A 17,562-nucleotide genomic window follows, 5' to 3' on the forward strand; every position below is an offset into this window, starting at 1 on the left:
TTTTTTATTGCTAAAAAAGTACTCGTTAAGCATGTTTTTGTTTGCTTTTAGACTCTTCTAAAACAAATTCATAACTATAAAGCAATTCTTCAAACCGATCTTCCCATCTTTGTTTATGTGCATAGCGGATGGCATTTTGTTCTAATTGTAAGCGCCAGTCATCATTCCGTAAAATTGATTGAATGGCATCAATAAATGTATCTGCCTGATTACCATCACATATTTTTCCTGTAAAGCTATCTTGAACAATATTGGTTACCCCGCCTTCATTAGCTGTGACAGCAGGTGTTCCAGCTGCTAATGCTTCTAGTACAACATTTCCAAACGTTTCTGTCTCAGAAGGGAATACAAATAAATCACTTGCCGCAACTACATTAGCAACTTCTTTTTGATCTAAGAAGCCAGTATAGGTAACATTTTTTTGCCATTCATTTTCTAAATGAATTTTTGAAGGGCCGTCTCCAACAACTAACCAATGAATTTGATCTTGTAATTCTGTTGGTAGTCGTTCCGCTATAGTAGGTAGTAAATCAACATTTTTTTCGGGTGCTAAACGGCCTACATAGCTCAAAATAAAGCGTTCTTTAATGTTATATTTATGGCGAATTATCTCACTAGAATAATTAGGATGAAATACACTTGTGTCAACACCGCGTTGCCAAACTTGTAAATGATTGAAGTCTTTTTGTTCTAACTGTTGACGTGTAACTGTTGATGGGACAAAAATACGTTGAAGTGGTTGATGAAACCATTCCATATACCGCCATAGTGCTTTAGACAGTAATGTAAGATGGTAATATTTCAAATATTGGTCAAAGTCAGTATGATAGGAACCGACAATTGGGATATTATATTTCTTGGCAAAATGTAGTCCTGCTAAGCCAATTGAAAATGGTGTGGCTACATGAATAATATCTGGTTGGAATTGCTTAATAAGTTCTTTAAGATGAATAGTATTTGGTAAAGAAATCCGACAATCTTTGTAAAGTGGAAAAGGAAAGCTCGATTGGCGGTAGATTTGCCCTGCGCTAATTTCTTTCCTTGTTTGTTTAGGTGAAATTACAATATATGAATGCTGCGTTTGATCTAGATACTTTGTTAACCGTCCAAGCGTTTTTGCAACACCATTTACATCCGGAAGAAAAGTATCAGTAAAAATAGCTATTTTCATTATGTCTCCCCCCTAGGACTATTCCTTACTTCAAACATATGTCGAAATAATGTAAAGAACAACAGGAAAACGTAAAATGATTGTAAAGAAAATTAAACACGATTGGTAAGCGATTTCTTGCATGTTATTTAATCACAGTAAAAAAGGAAACGTTGAAGAACATATACTCATTTACGCAGTCTAAAAACGAGAGTCTCCTGTGGGCTAGAATTTCTCCCATTCTATTGATGATGAGTGCTGGCATAAGCTCCAACCAAACCCTACGCTTTCACCCTCTGGGTGAAAGCGGAGTATTCTGACGTAGCGATAAGTTATCCACTATCCATCAATCAGAATGAGTGAGCGCATTTCATCGAGTAGCTAACATGAATCAATGCCGACTCTTGTTTTTAGAATGAGACAATGGAAATGCAAAAAGGACTGCCTGCGCAATCAGGTATCTGATCCGCAGGCAGTCCTTTTTTAAATCGTTACTGTTTTCCATATCGTAAATACGATAATGAAGCTGACGCTAATGGAGCCGATTAAATAGAAAAAAGCTTTTTTCCATTGCTGTTGATTGATTAATTTCATTACTTCTACATTAAAGGTAGAGTGTGTAGTAAATGCACCACACAATCCGACGCCGATAAAACTCCATGCCAAGTTAGAAAGGAAATCTGCTTGATAAAATAAGTAAGCAAATGCAAATAGCAGACTACCGACTATATTAGCAATAAATGTACCAATAGGGAGCCAATATTTGCTTGTATTAAATTGCAAACTGAGCATATATCTAAGAATAGCACCTATAAATCCACCAATGGCTACTAATGCATAATTCATGCTGCCTTCTCCTTACGCTTTGCTAGTTTTGCTCCGATAAAACAGCATCCAATACAAGCAAATGTTTGTAGGGCTAAATAAAGGAACATCCACTCGAGTTGATCTAGGAGTAACACACTTTCAGCTATAAAGGTGGAGAAGGTGGTGAAAGAACCTAATACTCCAGTAGTAATAGCTGTAAATACTTCACTAGATAGCTTTCCTTTAATAAATGGATGAAAGGTAACATATGCTAATACGAAGCAACCTATTACATTTTCAATCGCTGTAGCAAGTGGGAAGGAGGTGAATGTTATCGCTTGTGCTAGCGCATAACGTAACGTCGCCCCAATCATTCCACCAATTCCAACTGCTAGGAAAATCTTCCCTTTATTCATCATTATCTACAAGTAGGACACAAACCGTAAATTTCAAATTTATGATCATCAATCATATACTGTTGTAATTCTTCTGAGATTTTGTCCATTGGGCAATGATGAATCTCTTTAGTAATACCACAATTATTACAAATAAAATGATGATGATGGTGATGAGCACATTTTAAACGGAAATGCTTTTCGCCATTTAGCTCAGTTGATTCTAATATGCCTAATTGATCAAATAAATGAAGGTTACGATAGATTGTATCAAAACTAATTCCTTCATAACTAGGCTCCATAAATACTTGTAAATCTTTAGCGGTGCAATAGCGATCTTCACCAACGAAGAAATCAATCATATGTTTTCGTTTATCTGTATACTTATAGCCTTTTTCTTTTAATATAGTTAATGCTTCACCTGTGTTCATTCGATCACCCCGTTTTTAAACGATGTTTTCTAATTTTTAACTTGTTATTATTGTTTTAACAAGAATGGTTCCGATTAAAATAACCTAACCATGATACCATACAATAGGATTTATGAATAAGATCCAAAAATAACAGATACCTCTGAATATATTATCACATAAATGCTGATATGTTTAAACCTTTTTACAGTATGAATACTACTTACCAGTTTCAGTGAGTTACTATTCATACTCCGACAACTGTTTTTATCGGGGTGATGGGGAGATGAAAAATACGGAAGCTTCCTTTTAGCAAAAAGAAGGCTAGTGAACAATTTGGACAAGATGCATGCCGAACTGTTCTACTAGCCTTCAATGAAAAGGTTATTGTGTTGGGAGTTGTTGTTTATATTGTTGAAACTGTTGATAGCTTTGTTCGCTAGTTTGAGTTGATACTTCTTCCAGGCTATACCAACCATTTTTGAACATTAAATTAAATAAGTCACGCTGACAGTTTTGTGTATCTTCAAAGATGTGTAAAATATCTTGATATAGCACTTGATTACTCGCTTCATTCATCGCGTTGCCATAACTTTGTGATAAATATTTTTCCGTTGCTAGCATATCATTAACAAAATCACGGTCATTCATTGATTTTGTTGTAGGGATTTGCTTTTCAGGATTTTGTACTTTGGTATTATTCATCTGTTGCATACTGTTTAACCTCCTTACATGAATGTTTTTTTATTATCTTTCAAGTGATTCAAAATGATATTATAATGTTTTTCGTGCATTTCACATGCTTTATTAATTGCTTGCTTCACTTCAGGGATAGAGCAATTTTCTGCAAAAAAACGAGCCTTCTTACTAGCGTTTAAGTTCCAAGACAACATATCTGTTAAATATAAGTGGTCTTTCGTACTAATCATTTTTGGTGGTTGATCCATAATTGGAGTCGTATTTTGCTGTTGCATATTCATTGTTTTAACCTCCTCTATATTTTGGATAAGGGTGAGCTGTCCAGTTAGTAGAACAGCCATTTTTAGCTTTACAAGATACGGGTAAAACTATTCGGTTTTGTGATTGTCATCATATGCCAACTGGATTAGTTGATTTTTCTTCCTCTTATTCGGTAAAATAATAGCAACGAAGTAAGAGGAGGAATGCTGAATGACAGTTCAGTTCTATTGGTATCCCAAATGTGGTACATGTCGTAATGCAAAAAAATGGCTAGATGAAAATGAAGTGGAATACGAAGCAATACATATTGTTGATAATCCACCAACAAAAGGTGAATTAAAAAAAATAATTGATAAGAGCGATTTGCCATATAAAAAATTCTTTAATACAAGTGGTAAGAAATATCGCGAATTAGGCTTAAAAGATAAATTGAAAGATGCTTCAGAGGATGAAATGTTAGACTATTTGGCTTCTGATGGTATGTTAATGAAACGACCACTGACAGTTGGTGAAGATCAAGTGACAGTTGGGTTTAAAGAACAAGATTTTGAAAATGCATGGAAATAAAGAGCGATTAATTTAGCAGGGATACAGGAGGAGTTAACATGAGTTTACCGGAAAATTATTTATATTCAAAAGAGCACGAATGGTTAAAAAAAGAAGATAACACAGTAAGAATCGGTGTAACAGATCATGCGCAGTCTGAATTAGGAGATATCGTCTTTATTGAACTTCCTGAAGTCGGAGATGAAGTAAAAGTAGATGAACCATTTGGTAGTGCAGAATCTGTCAAAACTGTGTCAGAACTATATGCACCTGTTACTGGAAAAGTCGTAGCAGTAAACAGTGAATTAGAGGATAGTCCTGAATTAGTAAATGAATCCCCATATGAAAAAGCGTGGATGATTGTAATAGAACCTAATGATCAATCAGATTTAGATCATTTGTTATCTGCAGAAGATTACGAACGTTTAATAAGTGAATATTAATTATTTATCACGGTGTAAACGTCCAAAACAAAACACTTCAAGACGACTAGACGGATGCTAATTTCCTGATAAATGTCGCTAACAGTCAGCGGGGGTCTAAAGCTTCCTCTACTTGAAGGCTTACTTTGATAGCATTCGCAGTTTATGTGCGAGTGCTATGTTTTTATCCTTGTATGTGATCAAATAGAGAAAAGGATTAGAAGTATCCCCACCAAGTGGTTATTAAGGAATAGTTTAGTAACTCAATGGTTGAGTATAGCGGAAATCATCTTTGTTATCGCTACTGTCATAACTTTATAGCTTTTTTCCATACAATAGAGTAAGACTTCCCTTATTTAGGGCACCGTAATTAAAGAATAGCTGTTGGTTTGGTTTGAACTTTGACGAAGTAGGTGAGCCAATTGTTAAATCAAGAATTAAAGTTAATTATAGTGGAAGGTAGAACGGATAAAGAAAAAGTGGCAAAGTTAGTGGATGAAGAAGTGGAAATAGTCTGTACAAATGGTACGATAAATGTAGATCGATTAGAACATCTTATAGAAAATTTTCATATGGATTATCGTGATGTCTTTATCTTAGTTGATGAAGATAGTGCTGGGAAAAAATTACGGAAGCAATTATCAAAGGAATTACCACATGCAGCACATATTTACGTAGATAAATCCTATCGTGAGGTAGCGGCAACACCTGAATCTGAATTGGCAGTTGCATTAGTTTCCTCACATATTATGATTAATCCAGATTATTTATAGGAATATTAATGGTAGAAGGAGAATGTTTATATGTTAGACATAACGAAAGATAACTGGTCTGAAGTGTCTAGCTCTGCCAGCACACAATTTATTTTTGTGCACACACCGTTTTGTGCGACGTGTCAATTAGCGGAAAAAATGTTATCCATTTTAGAACAAGCAGATCAGACGCAAGCATTTTTTCGAATGAATGCATCTTTTTTTCCAGAATTTATGCAGGATAATAAAGTGGAAAGTGTACCTGCTTTATTGAAAGTTGAATCAGGTGTAGTGTTAGATCGTTTATATGCATTTGAATCTGTTACAAAATTACATGATATTTTAGCGGAATGGAAAAAACAGAGTATTTCGCAATAAATTCAAGCGATTTGTAAGAAGATATAACGTAAAATTGACGAATGAGTATATATAGTAACAAGTGAGTATAGATTCTTTCTGAGGCTATTTGGTCGCTTTATAATGAAGTGTTACAATAATAATTGTCAAAATACAGAAAGGATTGATTCACTATTAGTGACCAACTGGAGTTACATTACACATCGGAGATGGAAAAAGCAATGCAACAATCACGCGGAATTGGCTATGCAGAATATAGTCGAAAATTATCCAAACGATTAACAGTTGAACAAGAAAGAGAAGAAGAATACAAGAAAAGCCAAAAAACGGTGCAAGATATAGAGCGATTAGTTCACAGATAAAAAAATATATGAATGCTGATGAAGCAACAGTTTCCTATATATAAAGGTAACTGTTGTTTTTTTTATCATATAACATTTTCCTAGGGTGTAACTTGTCGAAATAGTTAGAGAAAATGTGATATAATAAGCATATAAATCGAATCTAATCAACTATACTAAATAACATTTAAAATGGTTGATTCTACATTCGAAATAGTATAAGATTGTAATGAGAATAAATTGAGAATGGATATAATTCCACTTCAAAATTAAAACATTTAAGCTTTGGAGGTATGTAGCAATGGCGAGTTCTACTTTAGAAATTAAAGATCTTCATGTTGAAATTGAAGGTAAAGAAATATTAAAAGGTGTAAATTTAACAATCACAGGTGGAGAATTCCATGCTGTTATGGGACCAAATGGTACAGGTAAATCTACTTTAGCATCTGCAATCATGGGTCACCCGAAATATGAAGTAACAAAAGGTGAAATTTTACTTGATGGTGAAGATGTATTAGAAATGGAAGTAGACGAGCGTGCTCAAGCAGGTCTATTTTTAGCTATGCAATATCCAAGTGAAATTAGTGGAGTAACAACTTCTGATTTCCTTCGTTCTTCTATTAACGCACATCGTGAAGAAGGCGATGAAATTCCGTTAATGAAATTCATCAAAGAAATGGATGAAGCAATGGATTATCTAGAAATGGATAAAAACATGGCACAGCGTTACCTAAACGAAGGTTTCTCTGGTGGAGAGAAAAAACGTAACGAAATTCTTCAATTAATGATGATTAAACCAGCAATCGGTATTCTTGATGAGATTGACTCTGGTCTTGATATTGATGCACTTAAGATTGTATCAAAAGGTATCAATAAGCTACGTGATGAGTCATTTGGTTGCTTAATCATCACACACTACCAACGTCTATTAGATTACATTACACCTGATAAAGTGCATGTAATGATGAATGGTCGTGTTGTTAAATCTGGAGGACCAGAATTAGCAGAACGCCTTGAGGCAGAAGGTTATGAATGGATTAAGGAAGAACTTGGTATCGAAGATGAAACTGTTGGACAAAACGCATAAGGTAGGAGGTATCGTATGACTGTGGAAACTAAGCTGCCATATGATCAGGACTATGTTCGATCATTTTCAGAAAATAGAAATGAACCAGAATGGATGAAAGAGCTTCGTTTACGAGCTTTAGATTTGGCAGAAGGACTTGACATGCCAAAACCAGATAAAACAAGTATTGTTCGTTGGAATTTTGACGATTACAAACATGATATTAATGGAGAAACGATTAATTCATTAACAGAATTACCAGAAGATATAAAAGTGTTTTTAGATATGGAAAACCATAGTGAAAACATTGTTATCCAGCGTAATCAATCACTAGCATATCAGTCACTTGCTTCTGATTTAGCAGATAAAGGGGTAATCTTAACAGATATCCAAACTGCTTTACAAAAACATAGTGACTTGGTAGAGCGTTATTATATGAAAGATGCTGTGCAAGTAGATGAACATAAATTAACTGCACTTCACACTGCATTAATGAATGGTGGCGTGTTTGTTTACGTACCGAAAAATGTGCAAGTTGAAGAACCACTACAAGCAATCTTCTGGCAAGAAAATGCAGAAGCGGCTACTTTTAATCATGTTATTGTCGTAGCAGAAGAGAATAGTTCTTTAACATATGTGGAAAATTATATTTCTCAAAATACAGATGAGCGTGCAGTAGCAAATATCGTGACAGAAGTAATTGCTCACGATAATGCGAATATTAATTTTGGTTCTGTAGACAATTTTGCATCAGGTACTACTGTCTATGTAAACCGTCGTGGTGTAGCACATCGTGATGCGAAAATTGAATGGAATCTTGGTCAAATGAATGATGGTAATACCGTATCAGAAAACATTACACATTTACTTGGTGATAACTCTTATTCTTACGCAAAAACTGTATCTGTAGGACGTGGTAACCAGTCACAGAATTATACAGCGAAAATCGTTCACTTTGGTAAGAACAGTCAAGGGTATATTTTACAACATGGTGTAATGAAAGATAGTGCTTCTTCAATCTTTAATGGAATTGGTAAAATCGAACATGGTGCTTCTAAAGCAGATGCAGAGCAAGAGTCTCGTGTTTTAATGCTTAATAAAGATGCACGTGGTGATGCAAACCCAATTCTTCTAATTGATGAAGATGATGTAACAGCTGGTCACGCAGCTTCAGTAGGGCGTGTTGATCCAAATCAACTTTATTATTTAATGAGTCGTGGTATTTCTCAACAAGAAGCAGAAAGATTAATTATTCATGGTTTCTTAGCGCCAGTTGTTAAAGAAATTCCGATTGAAGCAGTTCGTGAGCAATTGACTGAGGTAATCGAAAGGAAAGTCTACTAATGACGATTAAATCTATTCGTGAAGAGTTTCCAGTCTTGAATCAAGAAGTAAATGGGCATCCGCTCGTTTACCTTGATTCTGCAGCAACATCACAAAAGCCAATTTCTGTAATAGAATCAATGGATGCTTATTATCGAAACCATAATTCTAATGTACACCGTGGTGTGCATACACTTGGTACAAGAGCAACAGATCAATATGAAGGTGCTCGTGAGAAGGTGAAACAATTTATTAATGCTCGTTCTACAGCAGAAGTGATTTTTACTCGTGGAACAACAACAGCACTTAATATGGTTGCGTATGGATATGCTCGTCACTTCTTAAAAGAAGGAGACGAAATCGCTCTTACACAAATGGAGCATCATAGTAATATTATTCCTTGGCAACAAGTAGCTAAGTATACAGGAGCAACATTAAAGTATATTCCGATGGAAGAAGATGGGACGATCACGCTTGACTCTGTTCGTTCCGCTGTTTCAGACAATACGAAAATGGTTGCTATGACACATGTTTCTAATGTGTTAGGAACAATTAACCCAATTAAAGAAGTAGCGAAAATTGCCCACGAGCATGGAGCAATCATAGTTGTAGATGGTGCGCAAGGTATTCCTCATATGCAAGTAGATGTGCAGGACTTAGATTGTGATTTCTATGCTTTCTCTGGCCATAAAATGTGTGGTCCAACAGGTGTTGGCGTACTATATGGTAAAAAAGCTATTTTAGAAAAGATGGAGCCAGTTGAATTCGGTGGAGAAATGATTGATTTCGTCGACCTTTATGATTCTACTTGGAAAGAGCTTCCTTGGAAGTTTGAAGGTGGTACACCGATTATCGCTGGAGCAATTGGTTTAGGCGCTGCAATTGATTTCTTATCAGAATTTGGTATGGATAACATTGCAGAGCACGAACAGAAAATTACGAAATACGCACAAGAAAAACTTTCAGAAGTAGATGGTATTACTATCTATGGACCGAAAGAGCGTGGAGGCTTGGTAACCTTTAACATTGACGGAGTCCATCCACACGATACAGCAACAGTACTAGATGCGGAAGGTATTGCCGTTAGAGCCGGTCACCATTGTGCACAGCCTCTAATGAAATGGCTAGATGTAACAGCAACAGCAAGGGCTAGCTTTTACCTATATAATGATGAAAGTGATGTGGACCGCTTAGTTGAAGGAATAAGGCGAGCGAAGGAGTATTTCGGAGATGTCATTTGATAATTTAGATACGTTATATAGACAGGTAATTATGGATCATTATAAGAACCCACGAAATAGAGGTGGATTGGATGATGATTCGATTACAATCAATATGAACAACCCAACCTGTGGGGACCGTATTGAATTGCATCTTCAAATAGAAGACGGCAAAGTAAAAGACGCTAAATTTGAAGGTGAAGGATGTTCCATCAGTATGTCATCCGCTTCAATGATGACACAAGCAATAAAAGGAAAAGATATGGATGATGCATTGCAAATGTCTCATATCTTTTCGCAAATGATGTTAGGTGAAGACGTAGAAGAAGTGGATTTCGATCTCGGGGATATTGAGGCACTGCAAGGTGTATCTAAGTTCCCTGCAAGAATTAAGTGTGCAACATTGGCGTGGAAAGCGATGGAAAAAGCTGTCGCTGAGGATAAAGAGAACGAAGATGAGTAAGCACAAAGAAATCCTAATTAGGAGGTAATAATATGGCTAAAAAAGCACCTGAGATAGGCGAATATAAATATGGCTTTCATGATAGAGATGTTTCTATTTTCCGTACTGAAAAGGGTCTTACTAAAAATGTTGTAGAAGAAATTTCTCGCATGAAGGAAGAACCAGAATGGATGTTAGAACATCGTTTGAAAGCATTAGAGCAGTTTTACAAAAAACCAATGCCACAATGGGGTGGCGACCTTTCAGAATTAGATTTTGATGAAATTACGTATTACGTAAAACCATCTGAACGTTCTGAACGTTCTTGGGATGAAGTGCCTGATGAAATTAAACAAACATTTGATAAATTAGGTATCCCTGAAGCAGAACAAAAATATCTTGCTGGTGTATCTGCTCAATATGAATCAGAAGTTGTTTATCACAACTTAAAAGAAGATTTAGAAGAGCTAGGTATTATCTTTAAAGATACGGATACAGCACTAAAAGAAAACGAAGATCTTTTCAAAGAATATTTCGGGAAAGTAATCCCAGCTTCTGATAATAAATTCGCTGCTTTGAACACTGCAGTTTGGTCTGGTGGTTCATTTATTTACGTACCTAAAGGCGTAAAAGCTGATACACCACTTCAAGCATATTTCCGTATTAACTCTGAAAATATGGGACAGTTTGAGCGTACATTAATTATCGTTGATGAAGGTGCTTCTGTACACTATGTAGAAGGCTGTACAGCACCAACCTATACAACTAACTCACTTCACAGTGCTGTAGTTGAAATCTTCGTTAAGAAAGACGCATATTGCCGTTATACGACGATCCAAAACTGGGCTAACAATGTATACAACCTAGTTACAAAACGTGCAACATGTGATGCGAATGCAACAATGGAATGGATTGATGGTAACATTGGTTCTAAATTAACAATGAAATATCCTGCAATCATTCTAAAAGGTGAAGGTGCTCGTGGTAATACGTTATCTATTGCGTTAGCAGGTAAAGGACAGCACCAACACGCTGGAGCGAAAATGCACCACTTAGCACCAAATACGTCTTCAACGATTGTTTCTAAATCAATTGCTAAACAAGGTGGTAAAGTAACATACCTTGGTATGGTTCACTTTGGACGTAAAGCAGAGGGCGCTCGCTCTAACATCGAGTGTGATACGTTAATTATGGATAATAAATCAACTTCAGATACGATCCCTTACAATGAGATTCTAAACGATAATATCTCATTAGAGCACGAAGCGAAAGTATCGAAAGTGTCTGAAGAACAATTATTCTACCTAATGAGCCGTGGTCTTTCTGAAGAAGAAGCAACAGAAATGATCGTAATGGGCTTCATTGAACCATTTACAAAAGAACTTCCAATGGAATATGCGGTAGAGATGAACCGTTTGATTAAGTTCGAAATGGAAGGCTCAATTGGATAATAAAATACACCCTTGTCATATTTTTGTGACAAGGGTTTTTTTACAAGCGAAACTAAATATTATCCATTAAAAACCAGAAATTATTTAACATTCATTTCGGATTATGTAATGTATATAGTGTATAGAATGCTTTTTCTGTTGTAATATTGCATCCAAATAAAAACCATTTTTATCATGAATTCAATGAAAATCATATGAAAAGAGGAGATTAGATGGATAGAGAATACAATGATTTAATAGGAGATATTCTAGAAGCATCAGGAGAAAAAGATCGTGTCAAAGGAAAAGGTAAACCATTATCGAAAGAATATTTGCAAATGGATACATTTCAACATTTTCAAAAGACAGCACGAGATGCAGGTTACTTACCAATATGGTTGCGGTTACAAAAGGAAATCTCTAGCTTGGTTCATTCGTGTACATCTGAGTCAGAGGTGAAAGTAATTAATAAGAAAATTGCTAAATATAATACGATGTGTCCAACTTCTATGCAAAAAAATGTGATTAGCCTTCAAGATATCGACAAGGCAAAAAGCATTTGGTAGTTAAGAGTATAGAACAGATTGAGAACCATTCACAACAGAACTTCCAATGGAATGTGCAGCAGAGTTGCACCGTTTGATCAAGTTTAAAATGGAAGGCTCAATTGGAGAATCCGGGTGGAGATATTTAGCTAGTGTATGTTTAATTTGACGATAACGAGTTCGTGCAGTTTTTGTGCGGAGTCGTTATCTTTTTATCACGGTGCAAACGTCCGTAATCCCCCCACTTCAAGGTTCAAGTCAAAACGAGGAAGTTAAGTGGTAGATAAACGGAAGCTAACTCCCTGATAAGTCTCGCTTTATCAAAAACAGTGGAACATTATATCTCTTCAGTAAACAAGAGGGAATAATACGATTTTAAACCAGAGAGATTAGTTATAGGTACTATTGATTTAAAATACCCCCTTGTCACCATTTTGAATGTGATCTGGCAAGGGGGATTATATTTTTAAGTTATGAGTAGTCGATAAGATTTTTTCAGTGTTTTTTGGCTTGAAGTATTGTTTTACGAATTATTGTTTGATGTTGTTTCGTTATTTATAATCTGTAATGATTCGAAAATATACTTAGTCATGTATAAATAAACAACCATTAATACTGTATCCAGTACATATGACGACATGATGACATGGATGTTAATGACCTGCTCATTACTAATTAATCGATTCAATATATTCGTTAACCAATACAATATGTAATAGTATGGAATTAAAGTAAGAATAATATTAGCATGCTTTGCTGTGTTAGTACGCTCTCTGAGATAGTTGCCTATGGTTGAGAATACATTCCATAGTCCAAAAATATTGTAAATAGGAATTAATATTCTAGCGAGAGCGCCACCTGATGTTATTGGATAGTTGGAATGAAAATTCCTTAAATCTCGATGAACTTTAAAAATCCAAATCAAATACGTTATTGCACTAATAACCCATATAATCAAATAAACGGAAGCGACTATTCGATCTATTCTTACTAAAGATCTTTCAAATAAATCATTATAATAAATTTCGAAAAATGATGTAAACACTAAAACGCCACTAAGCACTATTCCTATGGTTAACAACGCCTTTAATATATTTCCTGTCCCTTTACTTGTTAGTTCCATGATCTCCTCCTTGGTGTTCAGTGATGTTATCATAATAAATAATTATTTCCGAAGCTTATGATAACAACCAGTATTTTGTTTATGGTTATTCCGTTTTTCTCGCTTATCACGGACGCTAACGCCTTGATATGTATAGTCAAATATAACTTAGTAAAAATGTGAACCAACCATATAACAATAGTAAAACTTGTTAACTACTGTCTCATAGAAGAGAATTCCCCCTTTTTTATCTGAATTTTTTCTTTTCAAAAATTGAAATGCGGATAATATTATATCATAAGTTATTTCGGCAATATATTACTTTTTGTTCAATTATTGCTATATGCGATCGATAAAATTCACAATTGGATAAATATCATTGTTACGTTTATAATGAAAAGGAGTAATATTACAACACAATTTAAACCAACAGATAGTAGGTGTACATTTGGTTATTCTCATTTGTTTATTAGTTGGATTACTATCCGCAGCCCTAGGAAGTATTGTAGGGTTTGGTGGCGGAGTTATTCTTGTACCTGTTTTGTTAATTCTTCATACAACAACACCATTATTTGATTGGGCTGATTCTAGTACAATTGTTGGTATATCGTTAGTGATTATGATATTTACGGGTTTTTCTTCTACATATGCCTATGCGAAAAGAAAGCAAATTGATTATAAAAGTGGGTTCTATTTTATTATAGGTAGTTTACCTGGAGGTATTGTAGGAGCGTTACTGAATCAATTTGTCGAAACAGATACGTTTTCCCTCTTTTTAGGGATATTTATGATTATCATTTTTGCGATGTTCTTTTTGAAAAAAGAGCCAAAACAACTTGATGGTCAGGTAGACAAAGTGAAATCACATAAAGTAGCCAGAGAAATGATAGTAGGGGAGACGACATATCACTACTCCTTTTCACCTATCATTGCATTTATAATAGCTTTTATAGTCGGAATGCTTTCTGGTTTCTTTGGTATAGGTGGAGGTTCATTGATGGTTCCCGCTATGATGATTTTATTCTATTTCCCACCTCATATTGCAACGGCGACATCGATGTTTATCATTTTTGTGCTAAGTTTTGTTAGTTCTGGTACACACATTATCCTAGGTCATGTTGAATGGCAATATGTTTGGGCGTTTATACCAGGAGCGTTATTAGGAGGTATTGTAGGAGCGAAAATTAATCAACAACTATCAAGTAAAGCGATAGAGTTTTTATTAAAGGCAGTTGTACTATTTATAGGATTGCGTTTAATTTGGCAAGGTATGTTTTAGGAGGATTCCACTATGGTCGAATATATACATTTTTATTATTGTAATGACTTGCACAGCCACTTTGAACAATGGCCGAGTATTGTTCATTATTTCAACAGTAAGAGACTGCAGCATGCTCGAGATGGAGAACATAGTTACCGTATAGATATCGGTGATCACGTTGATCGTTTTCATCCAATTGCAGAAGCTTATAATGGCAAGGCAAACATAGAGTTATTAAATGATGCTGAGGTTAACTTTGCAACAATTGGTAATAATGAAGGGATTACGCTGGAATATGATGATCTCTTTCATTTGTACGATCAAGCTAAATTTCAAGTGACATGTAGTAATCTACAGCCATTAGATAACGATAAGCCAAGTTGGTTACAAGATAGTATATCTATCCGAACAAAAAGTAATCTACATATTAGATTATTTGGGCTAACTGCTCCTTTTAATCCTTTTTATCATCCGTTAGGCTGGAATGTAGAGCTTCCACATGATTTTTTAGCACGTGAAATACAGGCATTGAAAAAAGATGCAGATATCCTGATTTTGCTCTCACATTTAGGCTATTCTGAAGATCAATTAATTGCGGAAAGATATCCAGAAATCGATCTTATCATTGGTGGTCATACACATCACTTACTGAAGAATGGAGAACAAGTGAATAATACCCTTCTAACAGCAGCAGGTAAGTACGGAAAATATATTGGAGAAGTACACATAGGCTGGGATCATGATCAAGGAAAAATAGTGAATAAACAGGCATTTACTGTGCAAACAGATAGTGTGGAGCAGGATATCCATACGGTTAAACAGCTTGATACATTAAATGAATCCGCACAAACTGTTTTGGAAAAAGAAGTGACCTATTTGGATGAGGGTTTAACAGTCGACTGGTTTGAGACAACACCGATTCTTGAAAGATTAACAGATAAATTAAAAGATTGGACAAAAGCCGATATTAGTATGTTAAATGCAGGATTGCTTTTAGAAAGTCTTGAAAAAGGAAAGGTTACATATGGTGATATTCATCGTATTTGTCCACATCCTATTAATCCGTGCACTGTAAAATTACGAGGGATAGAGATTATCGAAGTAGTTCGTGGCACGTTAGATAAGGCGTTGCAACAGTTTGAGTTAAAAGGATTCGGATTTCGTGGTAAAGTAATTGGAGCATTTCATTTTAGTGGGATTGAAATAGATACAGAAATAGATCAACAAGGTGAAGAACGTGTGAAACTTGTATCAATCAATGGTCAAGAAATTGATCGAGAGAGACTATACACATTTGCTACACCAGATATGTTTACTTTTGGTCAAATGTTCCCTGAGATTGCTAGATCGACAACGAAAAAGTTTTATTTACCCGAGTTTATGAGAGACTTGTTAGTAGATGAATTAAAGTAAATAAAGAGAAAATTCCGTCAGTGATGGTTTTATGGATGTCTGTCTCGTGATAAACAGTAAACATTAACACACTTCTAACATATTTTATATGGAAAGGAGTGTGTTTTTTTATGATGGAAATGAAACCAGTGATGATTAAAGGTCATCCGTTTACGGCGATTTCTGTACAATTGCCTCACACTAATTTATTAGTTATCACCAATGAGATCGGATATGTCATGTGTGGAGCACTCGATGTTGAATTATTAAATGAACGTTTGAAAGACCGTCCAATTGTGGCAGGACGGGCAGTTGGAGTAAAAACAATAGCAGAATTACAACAAGCAAAATTAGATAAAATAACGAATTATGCAAAACAATATGGTTGGTTTGAAGGGATGGAAATAGAGGAAGCTTTATTGAAAATTGTAAAATAAATGTCGAAATATTGATTAAAATAGTGGATTAAACTGACAATCTCTGATAAAATTTTATCAAAAATAATATAATTAGGTGTATGATAATGAGGGTAGTCCCAGTAAAAAATATTAGACCAGGTGTTGAATTAGCAAAACCAGTATATGATGAACATGGTCGAGTTTTAGTACAAACAAATATGCAGTTAACAGAAGTTATGATCAAACGGTTAAAAAATATGAATATAACCTATGCGGTGATTCGAGAGGAAAATACAGACGATATTTTGATTCACTCGCCTATACCAGATGAACAAAGAATAGAAGCAATCCAGCAAATTAAACATACATTTCAAAATGTAAAGTCAGACTATTTGATGAATAGTAATCATTTGTTAGAAAAAGCAGCAGTGAAATTAGAAGTCTTAGTGAAAGAATTAACGACAGAATTGAGCAAAAATGAGGAAGTTATTCACTATTTATCTGATTTATTAATTGTTGATGATTACTTATTTGCCCATTCTTTAAATGTTAGTATGTATACACTTGCTTTAGCTCAGGAGTTACATGTAAATAGTAGCGATCTTGAACAACTCGGCTTAGGAGCAGTATTACATGATATAGGTAAAACAATGATACCGGATGAAATTATTAATAAGCCAGGTAAGTTGGAAAAAGATGAATGGAAGATCGTGCAGGCTCATACGGAATATGGATTTGAAATATTGAGACATGCGCATAATATACCACTTTTAGTTGCTCATTGTGCTTACCAACATCATGAGAGAATGGATGGTTCGGGCTATCCAAGAGGTATCCAGCAAAATGAGATACATCCTTTTGCTAAAATAATTGGTGTAGCGGATGTGTTTGATGCTGTGACAAGTAATCGTGTGTATAGAGATGCAATGTTACCGCATGAAGGATTAGATATTTTATATAGTGGAGCGGGAACACAGTTTGATAAACATTTAGTCGAAACATTTAAGAAAACAGTTGCTTTGTATCCTAATGGCTTAACAGTAAAATTAAGTGATGGTAGAGTAGGCGTAGTTGCACGACAAAATCGACAGCTATTTGACCGGCCAGTAGTTCGGATTCTGCAAGAAAATGATAGGAATGTCAATCCTTATGATCTTGATATGAAAGATGTATTGGATGTAACGATTGTTAGCACAGACAATTTACACAAACAGGATTGAAAATAATATATCTAATTAGGTCT

Annotated in this window: 22 protein-coding genes and 1 pseudogene; 16 read left to right on the forward strand and 7 right to left on the reverse strand. The window is 35.0% G+C overall.

The window, feature by feature from the left end:
• Positions 1–25: 25 nt before the first annotated feature.
• The 6 genes from SH601_RS01825 to SH601_RS01850 form a co-directional block, all read right to left on the reverse strand.
• Positions 26–1,171: a glycosyltransferase family 4 protein gene (locus SH601_RS01825; protein ID WP_319956517.1), complete on the reverse strand. Its 1,146-nt coding sequence runs from the start codon at positions 1,169–1,171 to the stop codon at positions 26–28.
• Positions 1,172–1,633: 462 nt separating this feature from the next.
• Positions 1,634–1,996 (reverse strand): fluoride efflux transporter CrcB, encoded by a 363-nt coding sequence (crcB, locus tag SH601_RS01830; protein ID WP_319956518.1) that lies wholly within the window; start codon positions 1,994–1,996, stop codon positions 1,634–1,636.
• Entirely contained in the window at positions 1,993–2,373 is a 381-nt protein-coding gene (locus SH601_RS01835) for a fluoride efflux transporter FluC (RefSeq protein WP_319956519.1), read from the reverse strand. Before SH601_RS01835 ends, crcB begins: the two co-directional genes overlap by 4 nt.
• A gap of 2 nt (positions 2,374–2,375) precedes the next feature.
• The gene (locus SH601_RS01840) at positions 2,376–2,783 is read right to left on the reverse strand and encodes a Fur family transcriptional regulator (RefSeq protein ID WP_319956520.1); all 408 of its coding nucleotides are present in this window, start codon (positions 2,781–2,783) and stop codon (positions 2,376–2,378) included.
• Between the two features lie 363 nt (positions 2,784–3,146).
• The gene (locus tag SH601_RS01845) at positions 3,147–3,467 is read right to left on the reverse strand and encodes a spore coat protein (RefSeq protein ID WP_319956836.1); all 321 of its coding nucleotides are present in this window, start codon (positions 3,465–3,467) and stop codon (positions 3,147–3,149) included.
• 23 nt (positions 3,468–3,490) lie between these two features.
• Complete coding sequence (locus SH601_RS01850) at positions 3,491–3,742, reverse strand: hypothetical protein (protein WP_413775084.1); 252 nt, start codon at positions 3,740–3,742, stop codon at positions 3,491–3,493.
• 190 nt (positions 3,743–3,932) lie between these two features.
• Between SH601_RS01850 and SH601_RS01855 the strand changes: the two genes are divergently transcribed.
• The 12 genes and pseudogenes from SH601_RS01855 to SH601_RS17590 form a co-directional block, all read left to right on the forward strand.
• Positions 3,933–4,289 carry an arsenate reductase family protein gene (locus SH601_RS01855; protein ID WP_319956521.1) on the forward strand — a complete coding sequence of 119 codons (357 nt, stop codon included), beginning with the start codon at positions 3,933–3,935 and terminating at the stop codon, positions 4,287–4,289.
• Between the two features lie 38 nt (positions 4,290–4,327).
• A complete protein-coding gene (gene gcvH, locus SH601_RS01860) occupies positions 4,328–4,711 on the forward strand; it encodes a glycine cleavage system protein GcvH (RefSeq protein WP_319956522.1) in 384 nt (127 codons plus the stop codon).
• Between the two features lie 392 nt (positions 4,712–5,103).
• A complete protein-coding gene (locus SH601_RS01865) occupies positions 5,104–5,463 on the forward strand; it encodes a toprim domain-containing protein (protein ID WP_319956523.1) in 360 nt (119 codons plus the stop codon).
• 30 nt (positions 5,464–5,493) lie between these two features.
• On the forward strand, positions 5,494–5,820 hold the full coding sequence (locus SH601_RS01870) for a thioredoxin family protein (protein ID WP_319956524.1): 327 nt from the start codon (positions 5,494–5,496) through the stop codon (positions 5,818–5,820).
• Between the two features lie 200 nt (positions 5,821–6,020).
• On the forward strand, positions 6,021–6,161 hold the full coding sequence (locus tag SH601_RS01875) for a YuzK family famiily protein (RefSeq protein ID WP_319956525.1): 141 nt from the start codon (positions 6,021–6,023) through the stop codon (positions 6,159–6,161).
• Positions 6,162–6,441: 280 nt separating this feature from the next.
• Entirely contained in the window at positions 6,442–7,227 is a 786-nt protein-coding gene (gene sufC / locus SH601_RS01880; RefSeq protein ID WP_319956526.1) for a Fe-S cluster assembly ATPase SufC, read from the forward strand.
• A gap of 15 nt (positions 7,228–7,242) precedes the next feature.
• Positions 7,243–8,550 carry a Fe-S cluster assembly protein SufD gene (gene sufD / locus SH601_RS01885; RefSeq protein WP_319956527.1) on the forward strand — a complete coding sequence of 436 codons (1,308 nt, stop codon included), beginning with the start codon at positions 7,243–7,245 and terminating at the stop codon, positions 8,548–8,550.
• Positions 8,550–9,770, forward strand: coding sequence for a cysteine desulfurase (locus SH601_RS01890; RefSeq protein WP_319956528.1), 1,221 nt, complete (start codon positions 8,550–8,552; stop codon positions 9,768–9,770). Before sufD ends, SH601_RS01890 begins: the two co-directional genes overlap by 1 nt.
• Complete coding sequence (gene sufU / locus SH601_RS01895; RefSeq protein ID WP_319956529.1) at positions 9,760–10,212, forward strand: Fe-S cluster assembly sulfur transfer protein SufU; 453 nt, start codon at positions 9,760–9,762, stop codon at positions 10,210–10,212. Before SH601_RS01890 ends, sufU begins: the two co-directional genes overlap by 11 nt.
• Before the next feature lie 32 nt (positions 10,213–10,244).
• On the forward strand, positions 10,245–11,642 hold the full coding sequence (sufB, locus tag SH601_RS01900; RefSeq protein ID WP_319956530.1) for a Fe-S cluster assembly protein SufB: 1,398 nt from the start codon (positions 10,245–10,247) through the stop codon (positions 11,640–11,642).
• A 212-nt stretch (positions 11,643–11,854) separates the two neighbouring features.
• Positions 11,855–12,187: a DnaJ family domain-containing protein gene (locus SH601_RS01905; protein WP_319956531.1), complete on the forward strand. Its 333-nt coding sequence runs from the start codon at positions 11,855–11,857 to the stop codon at positions 12,185–12,187.
• Positions 12,188–12,209: 22 nt separating this feature from the next.
• Positions 12,210–12,335: pseudogene (locus SH601_RS17590) on the forward strand (hypothetical protein); the annotation flags it as partial.
• Between the two features lie 354 nt (positions 12,336–12,689).
• Here SH601_RS17590 and SH601_RS01910 read toward each other — a convergent pair.
• On the reverse strand, positions 12,690–13,289 hold the full coding sequence (locus SH601_RS01910) for a hypothetical protein (protein WP_319956532.1): 600 nt from the start codon (positions 13,287–13,289) through the stop codon (positions 12,690–12,692).
• Between the two features lie 427 nt (positions 13,290–13,716).
• On the opposite strand from SH601_RS01910, the gene SH601_RS01915 reads away from it, so the two are divergent.
• From SH601_RS01915 to SH601_RS01930, 4 genes are all read left to right on the forward strand, one after another.
• A complete protein-coding gene (locus tag SH601_RS01915) occupies positions 13,717–14,547 on the forward strand; it encodes a sulfite exporter TauE/SafE family protein (protein ID WP_319956533.1) in 831 nt (276 codons plus the stop codon).
• 12 nt (positions 14,548–14,559) lie between these two features.
• Positions 14,560–15,942 carry a bifunctional metallophosphatase/5'-nucleotidase gene (locus SH601_RS01920; protein WP_319956534.1) on the forward strand — a complete coding sequence of 461 codons (1,383 nt, stop codon included), beginning with the start codon at positions 14,560–14,562 and terminating at the stop codon, positions 15,940–15,942.
• A gap of 110 nt (positions 15,943–16,052) precedes the next feature.
• Positions 16,053–16,358 carry a YunC family protein gene (locus SH601_RS01925; protein WP_319956535.1) on the forward strand — a complete coding sequence of 102 codons (306 nt, stop codon included), beginning with the start codon at positions 16,053–16,055 and terminating at the stop codon, positions 16,356–16,358.
• An 86-nt stretch (positions 16,359–16,444) separates the two neighbouring features.
• Entirely contained in the window at positions 16,445–17,539 is a 1,095-nt protein-coding gene (locus tag SH601_RS01930) for an HD-GYP domain-containing protein (RefSeq protein ID WP_319956536.1), read from the forward strand.
• The last annotated feature ends 23 nt before the right edge of the window (positions 17,540–17,562 follow it).

This window comes from Gracilibacillus pellucidus (genome assembly GCF_033949965.1).
GTDB classification, from domain to species: domain Bacteria; phylum Bacillota; class Bacilli; order Bacillales; family Amphibacillaceae; genus Gracilibacillus; species Gracilibacillus pellucidus.